Origin of the sequence: Paraburkholderia sp., assembly GCF_026225065.1 — a bacterium.
GTDB lineage: Bacteria > Pseudomonadota > Gammaproteobacteria > Burkholderiales > Burkholderiaceae > Paraburkholderia.
Genome location: NZ_JAMFSB010000344.1, coordinates 1 through 20,297, shown reverse-complemented (window position 1 = coordinate 20,297; position 20,297 = coordinate 1). Strand labels below are relative to the sequence as shown.

Annotated in this window: 17 protein-coding genes and 1 pseudogene; 5 read left to right on the top strand and 13 right to left on the bottom strand. The window is 62.4% G+C overall.

Annotation, left to right across the window (positions count from 1 at the left end; genetic code table 11):
• Positions 1-2,290: DUF748 domain-containing protein (locus tag M0954_RS23935; protein ID WP_297355893.1), on the bottom strand; the 2,290-nt coding region annotated here is incomplete at its 3' end.
• A gap of 293 nt (positions 2,291-2,583) precedes the next feature.
• The gene (locus M0954_RS23930; protein ID WP_133893770.1) at positions 2,584-4,002 is read right to left on the bottom strand and encodes a DUF1254 domain-containing protein; all 1,419 of its coding nucleotides are present in this window, start codon (positions 4,000-4,002) and stop codon (positions 2,584-2,586) included.
• A gap of 203 nt (positions 4,003-4,205) precedes the next feature.
• Here M0954_RS23930 and M0954_RS23925 point away from each other — a divergent pair, with 203 nt between their 5' ends.
• Together M0954_RS23925 and M0954_RS23920 are read left to right on the top strand one after the other, a co-directional pair.
• Positions 4,206-4,847, top strand: a complete 642-nt coding sequence (locus tag M0954_RS23925) for an FMN-binding negative transcriptional regulator (protein WP_122157596.1) — start codon at positions 4,206-4,208, stop codon at positions 4,845-4,847.
• Between the two features lie 103 nt (positions 4,848-4,950).
• Complete coding sequence (locus M0954_RS23920) at positions 4,951-7,347, top strand: cation-translocating P-type ATPase (protein ID WP_297355891.1); 2,397 nt, start codon at positions 4,951-4,953, stop codon at positions 7,345-7,347.
• Here M0954_RS23920 and M0954_RS23915 read toward each other — a convergent pair.
• Positions 7,340-8,647, bottom strand: a complete 1,308-nt coding sequence (locus M0954_RS23915) for a type II toxin-antitoxin system HipA family toxin (protein ID WP_297355889.1) — start codon at positions 8,645-8,647, stop codon at positions 7,340-7,342. The genes M0954_RS23920 and M0954_RS23915 overlap by 8 nt on opposite strands.
• On the bottom strand, positions 8,628-8,969 hold the full coding sequence (locus M0954_RS30380) for a helix-turn-helix domain-containing protein (RefSeq protein ID WP_367279531.1): 342 nt from the start codon (positions 8,967-8,969) through the stop codon (positions 8,628-8,630). The genes M0954_RS23915 and M0954_RS30380 overlap by 20 nt, the downstream gene beginning before the upstream one ends.
• Before the next feature lie 331 nt (positions 8,970-9,300).
• On the opposite strand from M0954_RS30380, the gene M0954_RS23910 reads away from it, so the two are divergent.
• A complete protein-coding gene (locus tag M0954_RS23910; RefSeq protein WP_297355887.1) occupies positions 9,301-11,277 on the top strand; it encodes a methyl-accepting chemotaxis protein in 1,977 nt (658 codons plus the stop codon).
• Between the two features lie 62 nt (positions 11,278-11,339).
• Here M0954_RS23910 and M0954_RS23905 read toward each other — a convergent pair whose 3' ends face one another.
• Positions 11,340-11,993: a glutathione S-transferase family protein gene (locus M0954_RS23905; RefSeq protein ID WP_297355885.1), complete on the bottom strand. Its 654-nt coding sequence runs from the start codon at positions 11,991-11,993 to the stop codon at positions 11,340-11,342.
• 226 nt (positions 11,994-12,219) lie between these two features.
• Here M0954_RS23905 and M0954_RS23900 point away from each other — a divergent pair, with 226 nt between their 5' ends.
• Positions 12,220-13,617, top strand: a complete 1,398-nt coding sequence (locus M0954_RS23900) for a polyhydroxyalkanoate depolymerase (protein ID WP_123387122.1) — start codon at positions 12,220-12,222, stop codon at positions 13,615-13,617.
• Positions 13,618-13,684: 67 nt separating this feature from the next.
• On the opposite strand, the gene M0954_RS23895 is transcribed toward M0954_RS23900, so the two are convergent.
• The 8 genes and pseudogenes from M0954_RS23895 to M0954_RS23860 form a co-directional block, all read right to left on the bottom strand.
• Positions 13,685-14,119 (bottom strand): cupin domain-containing protein, encoded by a 435-nt coding sequence (locus M0954_RS23895; protein WP_122157589.1) that lies wholly within the window; start codon positions 14,117-14,119, stop codon positions 13,685-13,687.
• A 134-nt stretch (positions 14,120-14,253) separates the two neighbouring features.
• Positions 14,254-14,868 carry a flavin reductase family protein gene (locus M0954_RS23890; RefSeq protein ID WP_122157588.1) on the bottom strand — a complete coding sequence of 205 codons (615 nt, stop codon included), beginning with the start codon at positions 14,866-14,868 and terminating at the stop codon, positions 14,254-14,256.
• A gap of 37 nt (positions 14,869-14,905) precedes the next feature.
• A pseudogene (locus tag M0954_RS23885) lies at positions 14,906-15,118 on the bottom strand (3-hydroxyacyl-CoA dehydrogenase NAD-binding domain-containing protein); the annotation flags it as partial.
• A 193-nt stretch (positions 15,119-15,311) separates the two neighbouring features.
• Positions 15,312-15,602, bottom strand: coding sequence for a hypothetical protein (locus tag M0954_RS23880; protein ID WP_133893776.1), 291 nt, complete (start codon positions 15,600-15,602; stop codon positions 15,312-15,314).
• A 441-nt stretch (positions 15,603-16,043) separates the two neighbouring features.
• On the bottom strand, positions 16,044-16,202 hold the full coding sequence (locus tag M0954_RS23875; protein ID WP_166660859.1) for a hypothetical protein: 159 nt from the start codon (positions 16,200-16,202) through the stop codon (positions 16,044-16,046).
• Positions 16,203-16,412: 210 nt separating this feature from the next.
• Positions 16,413-16,721 (bottom strand): hypothetical protein, encoded by a 309-nt coding sequence (locus M0954_RS23870; RefSeq protein ID WP_297355883.1) that lies wholly within the window; start codon positions 16,719-16,721, stop codon positions 16,413-16,415.
• Between the two features lie 256 nt (positions 16,722-16,977).
• Positions 16,978-18,306 (bottom strand): hypothetical protein, encoded by a 1,329-nt coding sequence (locus tag M0954_RS23865; protein ID WP_297355882.1) that lies wholly within the window; start codon positions 18,304-18,306, stop codon positions 16,978-16,980.
• Positions 18,307-18,425: 119 nt separating this feature from the next.
• Complete coding sequence (locus M0954_RS23860; protein WP_133893778.1) at positions 18,426-19,112, bottom strand: MgtC/SapB family protein; 687 nt, start codon at positions 19,110-19,112, stop codon at positions 18,426-18,428.
• 154 nt (positions 19,113-19,266) lie between these two features.
• Here M0954_RS23860 and M0954_RS23855 point away from each other — a divergent pair.
• A partial coding sequence (locus M0954_RS23855; RefSeq protein ID WP_297355880.1) for an AGE family epimerase/isomerase occupies positions 19,267-20,297 on the top strand: 1,031 nt, incomplete at its 3' end.

Sequence of the window (20,297 nt, the reverse complement as noted above, 5' to 3'; positions counted from 1 at the left end):
TCAGCGCGAGCGATCCCCAGCCCGCGAACGAGTCCGAGGTCGCCTTGTCCAGCATGCGAACGTCGACGAGCGCCGCGTTGCCATGGTACGAAGCCTTCAGCGCTTTCGATGCCTGCGACATCGCCACGTCGCCCTTCATGTTCAGTAACGCACTCGCGATCGTCGCATTCAACTTGCCGCCGAAGTACGGTTCGAACGCAGCGGCATCCAGCCGGTTGGCGTCCACCTTCAGCGCGAGCTTGAGCGGCGTCGCCGTGACGTCGCCGGTCACGCCAAGCGTGCCCTTGCGATTGAGCGTCGCTTGCAGATCGATCGGCAGGGGCTTGCTCAAGTCGTCACTGATCTGCTGCACTTTCAGTTGCAGCGGCGAAACGGCGAGCTTGACCGGACGCGGCGTGCTGTTGTCGGTGAAGTTGGCCGTCGCGTCCTTCAGGTTCAGTTCGCCAATCGTGTAATGCCATGCCGGGCCCTGTTCCTGCGCCTGCTTGGCAGCGTGAATCGCGGTGCGTTGCTGCGCCTCCTGGTGCGGTCCGGCCAGCGCAGCGAGATCGATGCTGCCGTCCTTCATGCGCCGCGCGTTGATCACGAGACCGGTCAAGTCGACGCCATTGATCGCCGCATTGCGGCCTGGCACGTCCACCTGCTTGACGTCCACGTGACCCTGGGCGAGCGCCACCGCGGGCTCCTTGCCGCCGCGCGCCGCCAGCTTCAGCGATTGCAGGTCCAGTTGAGTTGCGCCCACCTGGATGTCGGGCGGCGATTTCGCCCAGTTAGCGCTGAGGTTGGTCGTCACGGAGAGCGCGCCGTCGGTCACCTGGGCGGCAGTCATGCTGTCGAGATACGGCTGCAGCATCGGCAGCGGAAGCGACTTGAGGTCGATCTTCGAATCGGCGTTTTTGGTGACCAGACCGAGCGAGCCCGCCGCGTCCAGCGAACCGGGGCTGTCCTTGAACGTGGTGCTCACGGTATATCGCGCCGGCGCCTTTGCCACCGTCGAAAAATCCGCCAGCGACACCGCGAGACCCTTCAGTCCCAGCGCGACCGGCCTCGAAGCAGCATCATCCTGAACGTTGACCGTGCCGTCGTTAAGCGTAAAGCGTTTGATCGCAAGGTCGAGCGGCGCGGCGGGTTTGGCTGCGCCGGCCGTCGACGATGCCGCTTCGGGCGCACTTGCACTCGCCGCCGCCTGCGCCTCGCTAGCAGCCGCGGGTGCAGACGCAGGCGGTGCAGCGAACGTCTTCTCGACGCTCAGCACACCGTCTTTGTCCCGCGCCAGATTCACGGTGGGCGTGTCGAGACGAATATCGTCGAAGTGATAGACACTCTTCATCGGCTCAAGCGTCGCCGCCGCGACATGCAGCGCGTGCGCGGCAAAAAACGGCTGCTTGTTTTCATCGAGGACGTCGATATCGTTCAGGTCGACAGTACCGGTCACGCGCAACGAAGGCGCATCATCGGACACAATGAAATTGAGCTTGAGATCGGTCGAGAGCTTGCCCGCCTGCACCGTCACCGGCAACTTCTGCGGCGAATACGAGAGCAGCTTCGGCACGTCCAGCCCGTCGAACCGCAGCGACACCTCCGATTCCCGCGACGCGGCAAACGGCTTGGTCTTGCCATCGATCGCAAGCGGGCTGCCGTCGATGCGCGCACGCAGCAGCGGCTCGACAAAGATGTCGGTTTTCGACGGCAGCGTGGCGATAAACGGGATGCCGAGCTTCCACTGATCGATCACGTGCTTCACGCCGAGCAGGCGGTCGTCGAAGGTGATCTGGCCGTTTTCGAGCCGGATGTTCGACACGGAGAACAGTGTCGGCTTGCTATCCGGCTTGGACGGCTGCTTGGCGAACTTCTCGATCAGATCCGTGAAGTTGAAGCGCTGAGCGTCGTAACGAACGATGGTGAAACGCGGTGAATCGAGCTGCACTTCATCGACAATCGGCGCTACGCGAAATAGCGAGCTCCACGACGGCTTCACGATCAACCGCGAGATATCGACGAAATCGCCCTGGCCGCCACGCTCGCCGATATGAATGCGGTCCGCTTCGAGCCGGAGCGTGTACGGATTGAGCGCGATCCGGCCGATGGTCGAGGGCCGGTCGAGCTGCTTGCTGAGTTGTTGCTCGGCGATATGGCGAATCAGCGGCGGCGCCGCGAAAAAGCCGAACAGACCGAACAACACCAGGAAGATCAGCAGGCCGATCACGATACGGCGTGTGCGACGTGCCTGCGCGACACCGCGCACGGCCTGCAGGGAAGATGTCAGGGATGCTTTATTGAGGCTTGCCATGCTCGGTCATGGGTGATGCGGCGGCAAGCCCGCCGCGATAACTAGAGTCCTGCCTCGGGCAAGTATATGTCGTGAGACGTATGCGGGATAGAAATGTAAGCCGAAAGCAAACAAACACCCGATGCGCATGAGCGCGCGCGAGCACAAAGTTTAGTCACGCGTTTGTGACGATTTCTGCAACACTGCGAGCCTGCGTTGCAGGTTCGGAAACTATCGACTTGTCGGTTGCCGGACACCGCTGCTGTGGCGGCATCAAAGGTGTGCATCGCAATCACGCGATGCACACTCCGTCATCATTGACGTATGACGGCTGGCGGTTGCCAGGTGCCATCCGTCGCTTGCGGTTTAGGTGCATAGAGTCGCAGGACGAGTTGCAGGTCGGTGCGCGGCGCCGGCAGCCAGTTGGCCGCCCGCACGTGTGCCGACGACACCACCACGTCAAGCGAGCCGTCCCGGTTGCGGCGCGCGCCGTTGCGATCGCCGACGGCAAGCCGTGCCGGCGCGCTCTCACCGAGCGCGCCTTCCTTCGTGTAGGCAGTGATCGACCAGAAGCCTCGCACCGGCGGCAACTGGTTCGGCGCGAAATGGATCACATAACGGTTTGCGCCGTTCAGCGCGTGGCCGTCGCTATCCAGCGTGACCGTGGCGCGCACTTCGTCGTCTTTCGTGCCGATGCCCGGTTGCTCGTATGCTGCGTAAGCACGCAACGCGTAATCCGGACCGTAGTTGCCGACGCCGTCACCGAACCAGCTCCAGCCGTTCACGCTCAGCAGATTCGGCGGAGGCGTCACCACACGCTCGCGGCCATCGGCCATCCCCTCGGTGATAACGTCCTTGGCGTCTGGCAGTTTGACTGGCTCACCAGGCTTCACGCCCAGGTCGGCGAGGATCTTCAACGCGTGCGGATCGTCAGGGACGGACGGGTTGTCCTGCAACCCCTGCGCGAGCCGGTTGAAAAAGCCGCCGGCGTCGAGCGCGGCGATCTGCGCCGCCGGCGAGCCGGATGCCGCCAACGCCGCAGCCGCCGCTGCGTTGCCGCCCGGCGCGATCGACGCCGAACGCTTATCGCTCGTGTACTCGCTCAATGGTACGAGGCGCATGCCGCGCTGCAGTTTGCGTACCGCCGTGACGTCACGACCGGCGCTCGACTGGATCCGCACGGTCACCCACGCGTTGCGGGTCGGCACGTCAACGCGTTTGACGTTCGCTGGCAAATCGCCCTGCCAGCCGGGACCGGCAAAGGCGATCGCCTGCTCCCTGATCCCGCTGGATCGCGGCCCGATCTGGGCGCTGGTCGACCAGACCACATTGGTCCACATATCGAGCGCGCGGGCATCGACATAACGACCGTGCGAGTCGGGCAACGTCAGGATCACCGGTTCCGCGGCCAGGTCGAGCCAACCGCTCGAATCAAACGTGTCGATACCTGGCGTAGGCGGATTGGATGAGCCGACCGGCGGCAACGCCTGCGCGTGGCGCAGCGCGTTGAGGGGCGCCTGACCCGGATCGGTGCCGACTGCGGCATCGCGCGCCACTTCCATCAGCACGAGCGGGTAGCCGAACACGTAGGAGTCGGCCACCTCGTCCTTGATCCAGCCGGTGGGCTTGGGTGCGTCGATATGTGTCGAGGCACAGCCGGCGAGAAAGGCGAAGCCTGCGAACGAAGCGCAGGTCCAATGAAACGAAAACAGTGCTCGGCGATTTTTTATCATTCGTTCAGGTGGCAGAACGTTCGGTCCAGGGACAGGCGTCGGTCGGCGGCGGCTCTGCCCACGTGGTTCCCAAGCCCCCGCGAACTCGCCACATATCTCGATCCCGACAACAACGGGTTGTATCGTATCCTTGACAGCTAGCAAGCGCAAAGGCACAAACGCACCTTTTGCACAACTCGCACCTTCACGCCCCCGGAGCGCCCATGTACGTCCCTGCCCATTTCGAAGAGAACCGTCCCGAGGTCCTTCGTCAACTCATCTCCGAGCAGCCGTTTGGCACGCTCGTGACCACCGGTCCCAATGGTCTGGACGCGAATCATCTGCCATTCGAATTAGCGCCGGCCGAGGGTCCGCATGGCACGCTAAGGGCGCATGTTGCGCGGGCCAACCCGGTCTGGCAGGAAGTGGCTTCGCAACCGGACACGCTGGTGATTTTCCAGGGGCCGGCCGCCTATATTTCGCCGAACTGGTATCCAAGCAAGCACGAGGCGCACCGTCAGGTTCCGACCTACAACTACATGGTGGTTCACGCCCACGGCAAGATCGTCGTGCGCGACGATGAAGCATTCGTCCGCGGCCTCGTGGCGCGGCTTACCCGCACGATGGAAGCCAATGAACCGCGGCCCTGGAAGATGGGGGACGCGCCGGCCGACTATATCTCCCAGATGCTTGGGGCGATCGTTGGAATCGAGATCGAAGTCACCCGGTTGATCGGCAAATGGAAGCTGGGTCAGAACAAGGAAGCACGCGACCGGCATGGCGCCGTGGATGCGTTGCTGGCCGGCGGCAGCGAGGCGCAGGAGGCCGTCGCCGAAGCAATGCTGAACGCACCGCCAGCGTTTTAAATCTGGTTTGACGCGCGGTCTGGCCCTAGTCGATGTTTGTGGGGGTTAGCCCTTGACCTTCCCATCGTGGGAAGGTGAATACTTGGACTCATGACGCGGCCACATGCCGCCCCGAGCCCAAACCATGACTGATCTTTCCATTCCCGAAGTCACGACGCAGGCCAGCGCAGAACTCGAAATCAGCGGCATGACCTGCGCTTCGTGTTCCGCGCGGGTCGAAAAGGCGCTGGCCAAAGTGCCAGGCGTCGCGAGCGTGTCCGTCAATCTTGCGACCGAAAAGGCAACCGTCAATCTGAGCGATGCGGCCACCGGCGTCGATGCGCTCATTGCCGCGGTGACCAAAGCCGGCTATCAGGCGACACCGGTCGTCGAGGAAGCGGCGCCCGCCGTCGCAGCTTCCGGCGCGCAACGCCTCCAGGACCAAACCCGCCGAGAACTCGTAGCCGTCGCGATCTCCGCATTGGTGACGCTGCCGCTCGTCTTGCCGATGATCGGTGACGGATTCGGCGGCAACTTCGCATCGCACGGCATCGGCGCGATGGTGCCTCCATGGCTCCAGTTCGCGCTCGCCACAGTCGTGCAGTTCGCGTTCGGCGCGAGGTTTTACCGGGCGGCGTACCGTGCAGTGCGATCCGGCGCGGGCAATATGGATCTGCTGGTCGCGCTCGGCACATCGGCGGCGTATGGCATCAGTGTCTACGAACTGATCGCCCATCCGGGCAGCGCGACGCATCTCTACTTCGAGGCCTCGGCGGTCGTGATTACGCTGGTGCGCTTCGGTAAGTGGCTGGAAGCGCGCGCCAAGCGCCAGACCACCGACGCGATCCGCGCGTTGAACGCGTTGCGGCCGGAGCGCGCGCGCATCCGCGTCGGCGAAAAGGAACATGAATTGCCGCTGGCGCAGGTGCGGGTCGGCATGATCGTCGTCGTACGGCCGGGTGAGCGGGTACCGGTCGACGGCGCAGTGCTCGACGGCCGGACTCACATCGACGAATCGCTGATTACCGGCGAGAGCCTGCCCGTGCCGAAGCAACCCGACGACCCGGTTACGGCCGGCTCGATCAACGGAGAGGGCGCGATCACCGTCATGACGAAGGCGATCGGCGCGGAGACCACACTGGCGCGGATCATTCGCCTTGTCGAAACGGCGCAGGCCGAAAAGGCGCCGATCCAGCGGCTGGTGGACCGAGTAAGCGAGATTTTCGTACCTGCGATTCTGGTGATTGCGTTGCTCACGCTAGTCGGCTGGCTGATTGTCGGCGCAGGCGGCGAGACTGCGATCCTCAACGCGGTCGCCGTGCTGGTGATTGCCTGCCCGTGCGCGCTCGGCCTGGCGACACCCGCGGCGATCATGGCGGGCACTGGGGTAGCCGCGCGCCACGGAGTGTTGATCAAGGACGCCGAGGCGCTGGAAATCGCGCATCGTGTGAACCTCGTCGCGTTCGACAAGACCGGGACCTTGACCGTGGGACAACCGTCGCTGACGGCGTTTGAGCCGATCGGCATGGCGCGCGGCGCGGCGCTCGCCTTGGCGGCAGCCGTGCAGCGCGACAGCGATCATCCGCTGGCGCGGGCAGTCGTTAAGGCTTATGAAGACGCGCGCCACGAGGATGCCGCTTCCGGTCACTCCCTCGCGGCCGCGGCCTCTGGGGCGCGCCTTGATACGACATCTTCCAACCGCTCCCTCCTGGGAGCATCCTCCAGGGCCCGCGCTGTGCCGGGACGTGGTGTCGAAGCCGAGATCGACGGCCGCACCTTCGCGATCGGCAGCAGCCGTTGGCTCAAGGAACTGGGCATCGTCCTGACACCTGAACTCGCCGCCCGCGCCCAACAACTCGAACGCGCAGGCAATACCGTCTCGTGGCTGATGAGCTACGCGGACCATGGGAACAGCGAAAACCTCAACGCCGCCACGCCCGCGCAAGCACTCGCGTTGCTCTCCTTCGGCGACACCATCAAGCCGAGTGCACGCGCAGCGATCGAACGCCTCAAACAAATGGGCATCCGCAGCGTGCTCTTGACCGGCGACAACGAAGGCAGCGCGGCCACCGTCGCAGCCGCACTCGGTATCGACGAATTCCACGCCCATGTGCTGCCAGAGGACAAAGCGCGTGTGATCCGCGATCTGAAGATCCGCACCGCCGGCATCGTCGCGATGGCTGGCGACGGCATCAACGACGCCCCGGCCCTCGCCGCCGCGGACCTCGGTATCGCGATGGCAACCGGCACCGACGTCGCCATGCATGCCGCCGGTATCACGCTGATGCGCGGCGACCCCGCACTCGTCGCCGACGCAATCGACATCTCGCGCCGCACCTGGCGCAAGATTCAGCAGAACCTGTTCTGGGCGTTCGTCTACAACCTGATCGGTATTCCGCTTGCTGCGCTCGGTCTGCTGAACCCGATGCTGGCAGGCGCGGCAATGGCGTTTTCAAGCGTAAGCGTCGTGACCAATGCGCTGTTGTTGCGCACCTGGCGCGGCGCCAAGACGACTACTTGATGAGCGCGAGTCCTATGTCTTTAGGGTTGCGGAAAGCACTCGCCACCTTGTCGCATTCACTTTGCGGCACGCCAAATTCGTCGAACCAGGTTCGCCATTCACGCACGACGCTCGCAATCTCATTGATGTACGCCACAGCGTCGCCGGCCAGGATGCCGAACTGGCCGGCCGCAGAAAGCGCATTCTCGAGCGTAGCGAGTCGGCCTTTCTGGCCGACGCCAAGAACCAGATATCGTTGTGTGGCGACCTGAGGCTTCGGCACCACGTCGTACAGGTCACTCAAGCGCCACCCGTTCCCTGCACCGTCCCAAACGAATGCATGATTGCGCAAATGATCGTCGTCATTCGACACGAGTACGTTGAATACCATCCGCTTGAAAAGCTCGACCTTATCGAGCGCAACAAAGCCGCTCGCGCCATGATTGTTCAGAACCTCGGCGAGGTCGGCGTACCGTGCCGCCGCCGTATCGCTCTCGTGTAGCCTTAACATGGTCAGCGCGCTAACCATGTGACGGCGTGCGAACCCGCCTGTTGCCAACGGCAGCCGGTCGAAGCGCTCGATCAGCATGACATCTCGCCCATCGGCAAGCCGCACGTGTGCAAGATCCGGCACGCGCAGGCCGCATTGACGTGCGAGTTCCAACGTCGCCCTCTCGATCAGCGGCACGTTGAAGCCATCATTGAGTGCCGGGAACTTGGCCACCCACTGCCGCGCCCGGTCGAGCACGACGGCTTTGGGACGCGCGCCACCAAATGTTGCGCCGACCGTAAAGTACACGTCGAGATTGCGCGGCACAGGTCGGCCCTCTTGAATCGTCGCGGACGCATCGAGCAGATACTTCAGGTCTTTCGCGTCAGGCAATTTGCCGGTTTGCGCTGCCGCCGTTGGCGAATTTCGAAAGTCGAGCGCTCCTGTCCTGTGCGGGCCTGCGTAAGCAAGGTAGTCGGTCTCCGGCAGCGAATTCGGTTCGGCGTCGAGACTGTTTTCGATTACGCGCCGCCCCCACGAGTCGGGAGCCGAATCCCTTATGGCGCCGAAGAGAGCGAGCCCCGCTGGCGGTTCGAACGTGACTGGCTTGCCTGTTCTGTTCGCTTCGACCAGCGTCAGGCTTTCGGGGTCGACGGCAATCGCGTTCTTGCGCTCCCGGTATCGGTTGCCATAAACGAAAGTGGAACGCACGGGCCTGATGCCCTGCTCATAGATGGTGAGCAGGCCGGCGGGAACAGCCCCACTCTCACCATCGAGACAGATGAAGACGGTTTTCGTCCAGTCCGCTATTTCAGAAGTCGTACGGATCATCCTTTACCTTGCTCCTGCGAGGCCGCTTGCGCGCCTCGGCCTTTCGTTTCGACTCCCCTATGACGTCGGCTTGCGGAAGCGATAAGGGCTCAAGCAGCCCAAGCAAGCCGGCTCGTTCCAAGGCCTGAAGCCACGCCAGAAAATTGACCGACACGTCACCTTTTTCTATCCGCACAAGAGTGCTCGGACTGATGCTGGCCCTCTCTGAGAAGTCCTGTCGGCTCATGTTCCGGGCAATACGGGCCGCGGAGATTGCCGAACCCAGCGCTTCGGAGCGGCGTCTCAAGTCCGGGGAGACAAATTCCTTGTTCTGGCGTCGCATGGGGTCTATGTTGACAAATTAGGCGGGTTATTTGATCAACATAGACCAAATTTTACAGTTTATCAAGCTATCGAACAAAATTGAATTTGTCTATCCTGACCAAATAGTTCTCTTATTTTGTCAACATAGACTAAATCATTCCGAAATAGTCGAGGCCAGGCTTATCACCTGCGCTCGAGCCTGGCCGTCAAACTGTGCCCCCATCCATCCCTTGCTGCAAACGTTTCCAACCTCAAGAAACCGGTCGATCTGCCGTAAGACGAGCATGGGCGCACTCCGCATCGACGCACGGCGCGCGCTATCTCTCTCATCTCTTTACCCGCAGAAACCCATGGAAATATTCTCTTTGCGTCGCGCCAGCGTCGGGGCCAGGCTCGCCATGCTTTCGTGCGCGCTGGTCGCGCTGATCTTTGCCGCGTTCACGTGGGCGCTGACCCGCTCGGCCGGCGAACAGGTGAGCGAGCAGGTGCTGGCCCGTATCGCCGAGAAAGACCGTTCGATCGCCGCCATGATCGCCCTGTTCAACCAGGGCCTGTCGGCCGAGGTCGGCCGCTCCATGACACTGTTCGCCAGCCTGTTGCCGACTACCTACACACTCGACGAATCGCAAAAAGTCGACATCAACGGCGTCGCGACACCCACCATCAAGGCGGGCGACAAAGTCCTCAACATGGACTTCTCGATCCCCGACCAATTCCTGCAAAGTAGCGGCGCCATCGCCACCGTGTTTGCGCGCACCGGCGACGACTTCGTGCGCGTGACCACGTCGCTGAAGAAGCAGGACGGCAGCCGGGCAATCGGCACGCTGCTTGACCGTAAAGGCCCGGCCTACGGTCTGATCGTCGCGGGCAGAACCTTCACCGGTCTCGCCACGCTGTTCGGCAAGCGTTACATCACGCAGTACCGGCCCATCACGGACGCCAGCGGCAAGGTGATCGGCGCGTTCTTCGTCGGCGTTGACGTAGGCGCCCAGATCCAGTCGGTTCAGGACGGCATCCGCCAACTCAAGATTGGCGACAGCGGTTATTACTTCGTGCTCGACGCGTCGAACGGTGCGGACCGCGGCAAGTTCCTCGTGCATCCGGTCGCCGCCGGACAGCTCGCCGACGATGCCAACGCGCCGTACAAGCAGATGCTCGACATGCAGCAAGGCCAGCTCGAATACCGTTCAGCCGACGCGGCACTCGGCGAGAGCTCGGCACACGACAAATACGTGTCGTTCGCCACGGTGCCGGAATGGCACTGGCTGGTGGGTGGCATTGCACCGCGCGACGAGGTGATGGCCGAGGTCACGGCCACCCGCAACCGCTTCCTGCTGATTGGCCTCGCACTGGTCGTCGCGTTCGCTGTGGTTTTCCTGATCGCTGTACGGCGTCTGGTGAGCCGTCCGATCGAGGAAGTCGCCAAGGCATCCGAACGTCTTGCCGCAGGCGATCTGAGCGTGCGGCTTGTGGATGGGAACAACGCCCGCGCCGACGAGATCGGGCGCTTGATGCTGGCGATAGACGGCATCGGCGAAGGCCTCGCGCGCATTGTGGTCCAGGTGCGCAATGCGTCGTCCGACATGACGCAAGGCACCGTGAAGATCGCGTCCGACAGCGGCGATATCGCCTCGCGCATCGCCGTGCAGGCAAGCAGCCTCGAAGAGACTGCCGCGAGCATGGAACAGATGACATCGAACGTACAGCAGAACGCGGACCACGCCGCACAGGCCAATACACTCGTGACGAGCGCCTCCGAAGCAGCGATGGAAGGCGGCCGCGCAGTGGAACGCGTCGTCTCGACGATGGGTGAGATCACCCGCTCCTCGCAGAAAATCTCCGACATCACCAGCGTGATCGAGGGCATTGCGTTTCAGACCAATATCCTCGCGCTGAATGCAGCGGTCGAGGCGGCGCGGGCTGGCGAACACGGTCGGGGCTTCGCAGTGGTCGCCTCCGAAGTGCGTGCGCTTGCTCAACGCAGCGCGGCTGCCGTGAAGGAAATCGAAGCGCTGATCGGCGAATCGACCGCGCGGGTCCAAAGTGGCTTCAAGATCGCCGAAGAGGCGAGCGCGACGATGCATGGCATCGTCGAACGGGTCGGCCAGGTCCGTGCGATCATGGGCGAAATTAGCGTGGCGTCGCGCGAGCAGTCGGGCGGCATCGAACAGGTGAATATCGCCGTTACGCAGATCGGCGAAGCGACCCAACAGAACGCCGCGATTGTCGGCAACGCCGAACAGGCCGCCGCAGAACTACGCGATCAGGCCGCACGGCTCGCGCAGGTGGTGAGCGTGTTCAAGCTCGACGCAGCGCGTCGGGATTGATCCGGGGCACGGCCGCCCGAGGCGCGCCGGGTCTGGAGCAAAACGCGAAGTTGCGAGGACGCTTAGAACTCGACGTCCAGCTCATCGATCTCGTCGACTTCCTGCTGCGCGTCGACCGTCCATTGCTGCATCTCCGGCAGCGCGAGGATGCGCTGTCCGTATTCGACGATATCCGGGTCGTGCTTGACGTCGTAGGTGACGAAGCGCGTCACCACCGGTGCATACATCGCATCGGCGACGCTACGTTCTCCAAACAGATAGGGACCGCCGTATTGCTCGAGACACTGGCGCCAGATTGCAACGATCCGGTCGATATCGGACTGCGCTCGCGCCCAGACCTTGAAGCCCGGGAAATGCGCTTTGAGGTTCATCGGCAGTGCCGAGCGTAACGAACCAAACCCCGAATGCATCTCGCCACTGATGGCCCGGCAGTGCGCCCGGGCACGCCGGTCGTCCGGCAACAGCTTTGCATTGGGCTGCACCTCGTTGAGATACTCAGCAATCGCCAATGTGTCCCAGACCTTGATGCCGTCATGAAACAGACAAGGCACGAGAATCGATGGCGAAAGCAATAGCAGTTCGGCGCGCGCGCTGGGATCATCCACCGGCATCACGATCTCTTCGAAAGGCAATCCGCTGAACTTCGTCAGCAGCCAGCCCCGCAGGGACCATGACGAATAGTTCTTGCTGCTGATGGTGAGCGTCGTATTCGCCATACCAATCTCCTCCTGAGCGGGAGCCCTGTCTGTGGTGCCCATGGTGTCGGGCCGCCTTATGCACGCTGTGGTGCGTATGCGCACCAAACCGCGGCAAAACCGGCACCCTGCTCGGAACGGTGCAAATGCTATGCCAGCGCAGGCGGGTGTCCAGCGCTGCTTAACGCATTGGCACATGTATTGCCTCTATTCGGGCTCCTTCCTTTTCGGCATTCGTGCGAAGGCTATGAACCTGTTCGCATATCCCGCTTATCAAGCGTTCGCCGACCTGATGCTTCCGGCTCGGCACGGCGCGGCGCTTATCAATCATTCGTTGGACGCGTGGCCGGCGTTCAGCGAAACGCCACAAGGCCGCTCGCTACGTGCGTCTTGCGACCTGATCACCCTGGCCGGTCTGACTCACTCGAGGCCACCGTTCGAGCTGGACACCATCGAGGTGGACGGCAAACCGGTCAAGCTCGTCGAGGAGGTCGCAGCGCACACGCCGTTCTGTTCGCTGCTGCATTTCCGCAAGGAAACGGCCCCCTCACCCGCTCAGCCACGCGTGCTGGTGATTGCGCCGATGTCCGGCCACTTTGCGACCTTGTTGCGCGGCACCGTCAAGACGATGCTCGCCGAGCACGATGTGTACATCACCGACTGGCACAACCCACGCGACGTGCCGCTTTCGCAGGGACGCTTCGGCTTTGAGGAATTCGTCCAGCACATCATCGAGTTCGTTGAAGCAATTGGTCCCGGCACCCATCTGCTGGCGGTTTGCCAGCCGACGGTTGCCGCCCTCGCGGCGGTGTCGCTGATGGCTGCGGACGACCATCCTGCGCAGCCCGCGAGCATGACACTTATGGCTGGGCCGCTCGACACGCGCATCAACCCGACCAAGGTCAACGCGCTCGCCAAGAGCAAGCCGATTGAATGGTTCGAGCGCAATCTGATCAGCGCGGTGCCGTTCGGTTTTGCGGGTGCGCACCGCCGCGTGTATCCGGGCTTCATGCAACTCAACGCGTTCATGGCAATGAACCTCGGCCGTCACCTCGATTCGTTCGAGACGATGTATTACGAGCGCGCCAAAGGCGATCCGGCCAAGGCGGACACCATCCGGATCTTCTACGAGGAGTACTTCGCAACGATGGACCTGACGGCGGATTTCTATCTGGAAACCGTCGAGACCGTATTTCAACGCCATGCGTTGCCGCTGCATGAACTGGAGGTGGGCGGACGCCTGATCGAACCGTCGAAGATTCGTCGCACGGCGCTGCTAACTGTAGAGGGTGAGAAGGACGATATCTGCGCAGTCGGGCAGACGCTCGCGGCGCAAGACATGTGCGACAAGCTTCGGCCTTATCTCAAGACCCATCATGTGCAGACGGGCGTCGGACACTACGGGGTGTTCAACGGCCATCGCTGGGAGCGGCATATCTATCCGCGTGTACGGGCAGTGATCTACGACAATGAGCCGCGCGCGACCGCGGTGAGTTCGCGCGCTCAGGCGATCCGGCCGGTGCCGGTGGTCGCGGCGCCCATTGCGGCGCCAGCCGCATCTGCTGTGACGGCGGCTGCAGCGGCGACCGATGCATCCTCTTCAGGCAAGGCGTCGCTGGCGTCGCCACGAAGTAACGCCGCTTGAGTCGAACCGGTAGGAGCCGCTTCGTTGCCTGCGCCCTACCGGCGGCCTGATACGATTTCCGCCCCGTTCAAGCCGTTACGCTTTTCCACGGCGTGACGGCCGGGACGTCGCACGGCCCCTGCGCATCGATCGATTTGAAATCCGCGGGCGAAACAATTTCGATGTACTCCATATCTTCGGAGTAGTCGAACAGGTAATGAACGATGCCGGGCGCCTGATGGACGCAATCGCCGGCGGCGACGAGCGTCTCCTTCTCGCCGTACATGAAGCGCGCCCAGCCTTTCAGCATGATCACAATGTGGAAATCGGCCTCATGACGGTGCCAGCCGGTGCCTTGCTCTGGTGCATGGTTCGCCTTCACAAGCTGGGCCAGGACCTTGCCTCCTGTCGCTTGCGCGATGCCGAGATCGCGGTAGAGAAAAAAGTCGCGCAGCCCCTGGTCCTCGTACGAAGTGTCTTGCGGACGGACATGCGTGAACTGCGTGGCGAATTCGGTAGACATGATCGCGCTCCAGAAAGATGAACGGGCAGGAAAACGGCACGGTGAGCGCCGTTTTCAAGCATCAAGCGTTCCAGCTTCGCTGGTGGCATTGTCAAACGGACGGCGGCACTGTCAAACCGGCCAACCACATTGGTTCACGCAGTCGGGCGGATCATCTGAAACATCTCGCCGATCTGTGCATAGTCGGCGCGATAGCCCGCGCGCATGATCGGCTGGGCCGCGTGCGTATCGAACAGGCCGTCCTTGAGATAGGCATTCTGGATGTGGACACCGACCACCTGACCGAGGGCGAGGTAGTTATCCATCGGTGTTCCGTCGAGGGCGTTCAGGCGCACGATCTGTAGCAGCTTGCATTCGAGCGCCGCGGGTGATTCGCCGACGTGCGGCACCGAAACGCTGCGACCCGGCGCTGGCGTGAGTCCTGCGAGCTGGAATTCGTCGACCTCGGGCGCCACCGGCGCGGAGCTGCGGTTCATCTGCTCGGCGAGCGGCCTGGTGGCGAGATTCCAGACGAATTCGCCGGTTTCCTCGATATTGCCAATGCTGTCTTTGCGGCCTTCACTGCAGAAACCGATGATGGCCGGGAAGGTCGCAAAGGCGCCAAAGAAGCTGTACGGCGCCAGGTTGAGGTGGCCTGCAGCACTGCGGCTCGAGATCCAGCCGATCAGGCGCGGAGCAACGATCGCCTTGAACGGATCGTGCTTGAGACCGTGGCCTTTGGCCGGGTCGTAGAAGTAGGTGTCGTTCATTTGGAAGGGACGGCTGTCTGGGAATTTTGTGGGTTAATTGCGCGGCCGCCATTGTCTCGAGCCGAACGTGCGTTTCGATGCGCGCGACGGCCGCGCGCTTGGCGGTGGCATCGATACGGCCCGCGTCGATCAGTTCGTCGAGCACCGCTTCCGCTTTGGATGCCACGCTGGCAAGACGCCCCGCGTCGACGTCATGGACAATCGTCCGATATACGTACAACGCGCTCTGCGTCGCAATGCCTAGGCCCATCAGGCCTGTGCCTATTACACCGACCACTGCCTTGTCGAAGCTGCTCTCCCCGCTGGGGCGTCGACAAAAGTGTTTAAGAATAGCGCAGAGCCGGGATTTGCGAGTCCAATGCAACAAGGCCGGCCTCTCGTCAAGAGAGACCGGCCTCGTCAGACCTCACAACAGCGCCACAGGCGCCGTTACCACCAAACCATTACTGACGGTGGTCGTCGTGCCGATACGGATCCCGATCGTGCGGGTGGTGATGCATCCAGTCGTCGTGCGCCCAATAACGATGGCCGTCCCAATAACGATCGCCGTGCCAGCCGATATCAATCTGCACGCCCACCGGAATCATCCGTGGTTGGTCATAAGTCGCGACCGGACCCGGTGCCGAAATCACAACGCGATCTGCCTGCGCAAAGGCGCTGCCCGCGGTGAGCAATGCCCCGCCGGCCACCAGAGCGGCGAGAATGGTACGCGATGTCTTGTTCAACGTTTTCATAGTGAGACCTCCGATTCAAGGTTTGCTCAGGTGCAGGCTGGCTAATCGCCACGACGCCCGGTGCCCTGCGCTTGAAAACAACTTTAACGGGGCCAAACGATTAAAGACGTGAGCGCTTGTAAGAAGAAGTATCAATATTCGGGGATCGATGAACAGGCCTGTCCGTCGGGAAAGTGCAAGCTTTTTCGCGTCTTGGCGAGGCATTCTGTGCGGATCCAGCGTGCTATGGCAGTCAGTCATCGTTACATTCATTTCGGCGTTGAAATATTCAGCAGTGCATTCGAAAGCCGAGAATTTCCTATGACGATTAATCAAAACGCGTGGATGCACCAATAACAGGTCGTAAACGAACAAAAGCCACGGCAGGGCCGTGGCTCGTATGCAGCAGCGCGCGCCCAAAGCGCTCACCCGGCGCGGCTCGCCGCGCCGGATCTAAGCGAATTAGTCGCTCAGCTTGATGCCAAACAGCGTGGACTGCGCGCGACGCTGACGTTCAGCTTCGCGGCTACGCGCTTCGTACGAGTAATCCGAATCCATCGGCAGATGGGGCGACGCGAAGAGGTCGCTGACCTTTTGGAACACTGCAAAGATAACGCTCATGGCGACTCCCGGTTGATTGGTTGCTAGGGTTTTCCCTTAAGAAGCATTATAGGGGTTTTCCCTATGAAAAAGCTAGTGCGTTGCAACATTTTTTGACTGTGGTCGCTTGTCGCACCCATTCGACTGGATGTTGCGTTGCGTCATTACAACAAGAAAGCTACGCCGGGCGCGCAGCTAAACAATAGCGATGCGGCCCTATCAACGCTGCGATCATTGGAGCGTACTGGCGTGCGCTTTCCTGGTTCGCGCGCTTTTCGCCGCCGCGACACGCTTGCGTGGATTGACAACGGCCGCGTCCACCGTACCCCGCGCCGAATTTTCGGTACGGACCAGCGTGGCGCTAACAACCGATACCAGCAGAGCAGGCAATGTCTTCGTGGGGTCGACCGGGGAATTCGCCGCAGTGCCGCTCGCCAGAAACTCAACGTTCAATGCCCAGTGACCCTCGTGGATGCCTTGGGCGCGCAGCAGCGCCTGAATCAGTTCGTCGATTGAAAATTTGTGTTCGCTGGTCGCCATCTTGCGCTCGTCAGAAAGCCGGCCGGGGGTCCGGCCATCGTTTGTGCTTTGACGATGGAAGTTTAAATCCCGCGATTCGTCTCAGGACACATGGCTGGCGGCGCTTCGCCTTACCGCAACTATCATTGCGAGCGCGGACGCACCCTGCCTTTTGAAAGCGGCGTGGTGGGTTGATCGTTCGAAACGACAGGAAGGGCAGCGGGTTGAGCCGGGAACGGACGCCGCGAGCGACAGCGCGTTCTCTGGCTCGATTCGCTCAGTGGGCGGCGGGAACCACTTTAGGCTTGTGAGCGTGAGTGTGCGCTTTTCGCTTGCTGCTGGGTGAAGCACGCGCCGCGGTCGCAACAGCGGGAGGAGGTGTCGCAATCGGCGCCGAGGCCGTGGACGCGGCACCTGCTACCGGATTCGCCATTGCGAGGTGTGCGTCGAGCAGGCTCGTCATGGCCGTCTGCTCGTTCTGCATCAACTGTTCGATACGGTGCTGCTGCGCCGTGGTTTCGCGAGTCAGACGCATCAGCAGAACCGTCTGCGTGATGCCAATCGCGACAGTCACCAGCAACGCGCCGACGACGATCGACAGCATCCATTTCATCCGGCGCGAGTGATCGGTCGCAGCGTGGCGCTGATCGGAGATCACACCATACAGCGCGTCAACCGTGTCGGCGAACGCCGTCGCGCGCGCCCGGTCGAGTTCCGGTGCACTTGCCGGCGGCGTGACCACTCCAGCCGCATCGTCGGGCAACGGATTGACCTTCCCCGTCGTGGGCCCAGTCGCCGCGGGATCCAAAGCCTCGCCGTTCAGATCCGCCGTCTCGCGCGACGCCGTTGCGGGCGTGGCAAAACTCGCCGTAACTCGCTGAGGCAGCAAACCCGCCGGTTTAGAAGTGTCTGCCGGGGCGCTCGGCGTAGCCGACGCGTCCGGGGCAGTCGGCATAGTCGGGGCGAACGACGAATCGACGATCGGACGCCGTGCGGTTACGCTGCGCACCAGACTCGCCGCCGCCATCGACGGTGAGACGAGCGTCGAGCTAACGGCCGGTGAGGTCTGCTGCGAATCGCCCAACGGTGCCGCCAGTGCCACCGGTCCATCCACCACTTCCACCGCTTCAGGCACCAAGCCGCCGACGCCCACAGCATTGGAAGATAAATCCTTAGGCGCACTCACCTTCTGCGTCGGCTCGATGCGCTCGAACCCCGCCAACGGCACAGCCGCATAGGCCGCCTCGGTCCTCTCACGCGGCGCGCGGCGCGCCGCCCGTACTTCGGACGAAGCGCTCACCGCGCTCTCCAGGCTAGTCGTCGCACCAACCGCAGCCAGTACGACATCCGGCAATTCAAAGCCATGCAGCGTGCCTTGCCGGATGTCGATATTCATCGCCTCCAGCGTCGCGCGGGTAGGATCGTCGGGGAACATGTCGAGCGTGCTGCCGTCACGCGACGCGTCGCTCAGTTGGGCTAAGCGCTGCGCCGAGCGGGCGGCGCGTGCCAGTTTATTTTCGGTCTCGGTGGAGATGGTGTTGGCGCGCCGCTTCTTCGAGCTGGCGCGGGACGTACGGGACTGCGTGGATGCTGCGGAATCTGCCATAGGGAAAGAAGCGGTCGTCGCCAACCACCGGGCGCCGAATGCCGCTACAAAATGCCATCAGTTTTTTCGAGAGCGCATTGTCTCACGGCCACCCGCGCCAGCTAAAGCCCATCGCCGATTTAAACCGTCGGATCGTCCTCCCGAAGCTCCTTCACGCAAGGCAATTCACGCAAGCGGGTGCGAATCGCCGCATATTCGGTTGAGGAGACGCGGTGCAGTGTGATCATCACCACATCGTACTCGGGCGCATCGTCGCTCTGTTGCATCACAAACTGTTTGACACGCGGGCTCGCCGCGCCGAGCGCCTCGTGCAGCGAGTGAAACGTGAGCGCGCCGCGCTCGACCAGCAACGTCAGCTGACGCCGCTGTTTGACTGTGATGAAACGCCGCTCGAGTGGTTTGATCCCCGCCAGGATGATCAGGATGATGATGGTCGCCGCGATCGACGCCGTGTACATGCCACCGCCCACCGCCAGCCCGATCGCCGCCACCGACCACAGGCTCGCCGCAGTCGTCAGCCCCCGCACGATCTCGCCGCGCATCAGGATCGAGCCCGCGCCCAGAAAGCCGATGCCGGAGACCACCTGGGCGGCCATCCGCGAGGGGTCCAACACGACATTCTTGGCGCCGAGCACATCGGCAAAACCGAACGCGGAGACAATCATGATGAGCGCCGAGCCGACGCACACCAGCATGTGAGTGCGCAAGCCGGCGGCCCACGACAGCCGCTCACGCTCGATACCGATGACGCTGCCAAGCGCCGCGGCCAATACCAGCCGCGAGACCAGTTCGACATTGCCCAGCATGGTTGTTCCTCCTTATCTGAAATTATTGGAACCGCATTTGAGAAGGTCGCAAACGTGCCCTCGCTCGCGGTTTGATTTATGCTTGGACCCGCGCTGCCTTGCCGGACCCAGCGCCCGCAACCTTGTACGGCTCTACCCCAAGCAGATTCATAGCATGAACACACCCGCCTCCGCGATCACCCTTGCCACCGCCCTACGCGATCATTTTGCACGCGTCGTTCTGCCTATCTGGCGCGGGCCGGGCTTCAACACCACATTGAAACTGCCTTACGAGGCAGTCAGCACCGAAGGCCACCGGCCGCTGCCGGCCGAACGCTACCGGGCGATGGCTTGCGCACGGCAATTGTTCGTTTTCTCTCAGGCAGGTGATACGGCCCAGGCCGAAGTCTTGTTCGATGCGCTCGTGCACTACTTTCAAGACAAGCAGCGGGGCGGATGGTTCTATAGCGTCGATTCAGAGGGTACGCCGCTCGATACGACCAAGGACCTGTATACGCACGCTTTCCTGGTCGTCGCCTGCGCTGAATTCGGCGCGCGCTCGGGCAATCGGGATGCGCTGGACCTGGTTCACAGTACCTCGGCGCTAATCGAAGACCGCTTCGCCGCGCAGGGTGGCTTGCTCAACGCCGCGCTGGACGCAACGTTTTCGACGGTGACCGGCACACATGTGCAAAACCCCTTGATGCACCTCACGGAAGCGTGGCTCGCCGCACGCGCAGCGACCGGCGATAGCACGTTCGACACCGCTTTGCACAAATTGGCCGGCGCGATCGAGCGCACTTTCGTGCATGCGCCGACGGGCTGCATCGCGGAGCTGCCGTTAGGCGCGGATGACAATCGTCTTGAGCCCGGGCACCCGTTCGAATGGTTCTGGTTGGTCAAGCAGGCCGGCGCATTGCTGGAAGGATCGGGACTCGACGAGGCACTGACGCGCGCCTTTGACTTTGCGCAACGGCACGGCGTCGATCCGGTGACGGGCGGCGTCGCCGCGTCGCTGGACGAAGCCGGCCGCATCAAGGACGCCACGCAGCGGATCTGGGCGCAGAGCGAATATCTGCGCGCTCTGGCTACACGCAATGACGAGGCCGCGCGCGCCGTCTTGCCAAGGCAGATCGCGCATTTCCAGCAACGCTTTCTGCATCCGCAGGGATGGTACGAGTGCAAAACGGCTACAGGCGAGGTTTC

What these genes read in the sequence shown, in the direction of transcription:
- M0954_RS23930 (WP_133893770.1), bottom strand. Translation starts at nt 4,002, where the DNA reads ATGATAAAAAATCGCCGAGCACTGTTTTCGTTTCATTGGACCTGCGCT.
- M0954_RS23925 (WP_122157596.1), top strand. Translation starts at nt 4,206, where the DNA reads ATGTACGTCCCTGCCCATTTCGAAGAGAACCGTCCCGAGGTCCTTCGT.
- M0954_RS23920 (WP_297355891.1), top strand. Translation starts at nt 4,951, where the DNA reads ATGCCGCCCCGAGCCCAAACCATGACTGATCTTTCCATTCCCGAAGTC.
- M0954_RS23915 (WP_297355889.1), bottom strand. Translation starts at nt 8,647, where the DNA reads ATGATCCGTACGACTTCTGAAATAGCGGACTGGACGAAAACCGTCTTC.
- M0954_RS30380 (WP_367279531.1), bottom strand. Translation starts at nt 8,969, where the DNA reads ATGCGACGCCAGAACAAGGAATTTGTCTCCCCGGACTTGAGACGCCGC.
- M0954_RS23910 (WP_297355887.1), top strand. Translation starts at nt 9,301, where the DNA reads ATGGAAATATTCTCTTTGCGTCGCGCCAGCGTCGGGGCCAGGCTCGCC.
- M0954_RS23905 (WP_297355885.1), bottom strand. Translation starts at nt 11,993, where the DNA reads ATGGCGAATACGACGCTCACCATCAGCAGCAAGAACTATTCGTCATGG.
- M0954_RS23900 (WP_123387122.1), top strand. Translation starts at nt 12,220, where the DNA reads ATGAACCTGTTCGCATATCCCGCTTATCAAGCGTTCGCCGACCTGATG.
- M0954_RS23895 (WP_122157589.1), bottom strand. Translation starts at nt 14,119, where the DNA reads ATGTCTACCGAATTCGCCACGCAGTTCACGCATGTCCGTCCGCAAGAC.
- M0954_RS23890 (WP_122157588.1), bottom strand. Translation starts at nt 14,868, where the DNA reads ATGAACGACACCTACTTCTACGACCCGGCCAAAGGCCACGGTCTCAAG.
- M0954_RS23880 (WP_133893776.1), bottom strand. Translation starts at nt 15,602, where the DNA reads ATGAAAACGTTGAACAAGACATCGCGTACCATTCTCGCCGCTCTGGTG.
- M0954_RS23875 (WP_166660859.1), bottom strand. Translation starts at nt 16,202, where the DNA reads ATGAGCGTTATCTTTGCAGTGTTCCAAAAGGTCAGCGACCTCTTCGCG.
- M0954_RS23870 (WP_297355883.1), bottom strand. Translation starts at nt 16,721, where the DNA reads ATGGCGACCAGCGAACACAAATTTTCAATCGACGAACTGATTCAGGCG.
- M0954_RS23865 (WP_297355882.1), bottom strand. Translation starts at nt 18,306, where the DNA reads ATGGCAGATTCCGCAGCATCCACGCAGTCCCGTACGTCCCGCGCCAGC.
- M0954_RS23860 (WP_133893778.1), bottom strand. Translation starts at nt 19,112, where the DNA reads ATGCTGGGCAATGTCGAACTGGTCTCGCGGCTGGTATTGGCCGCGGCG.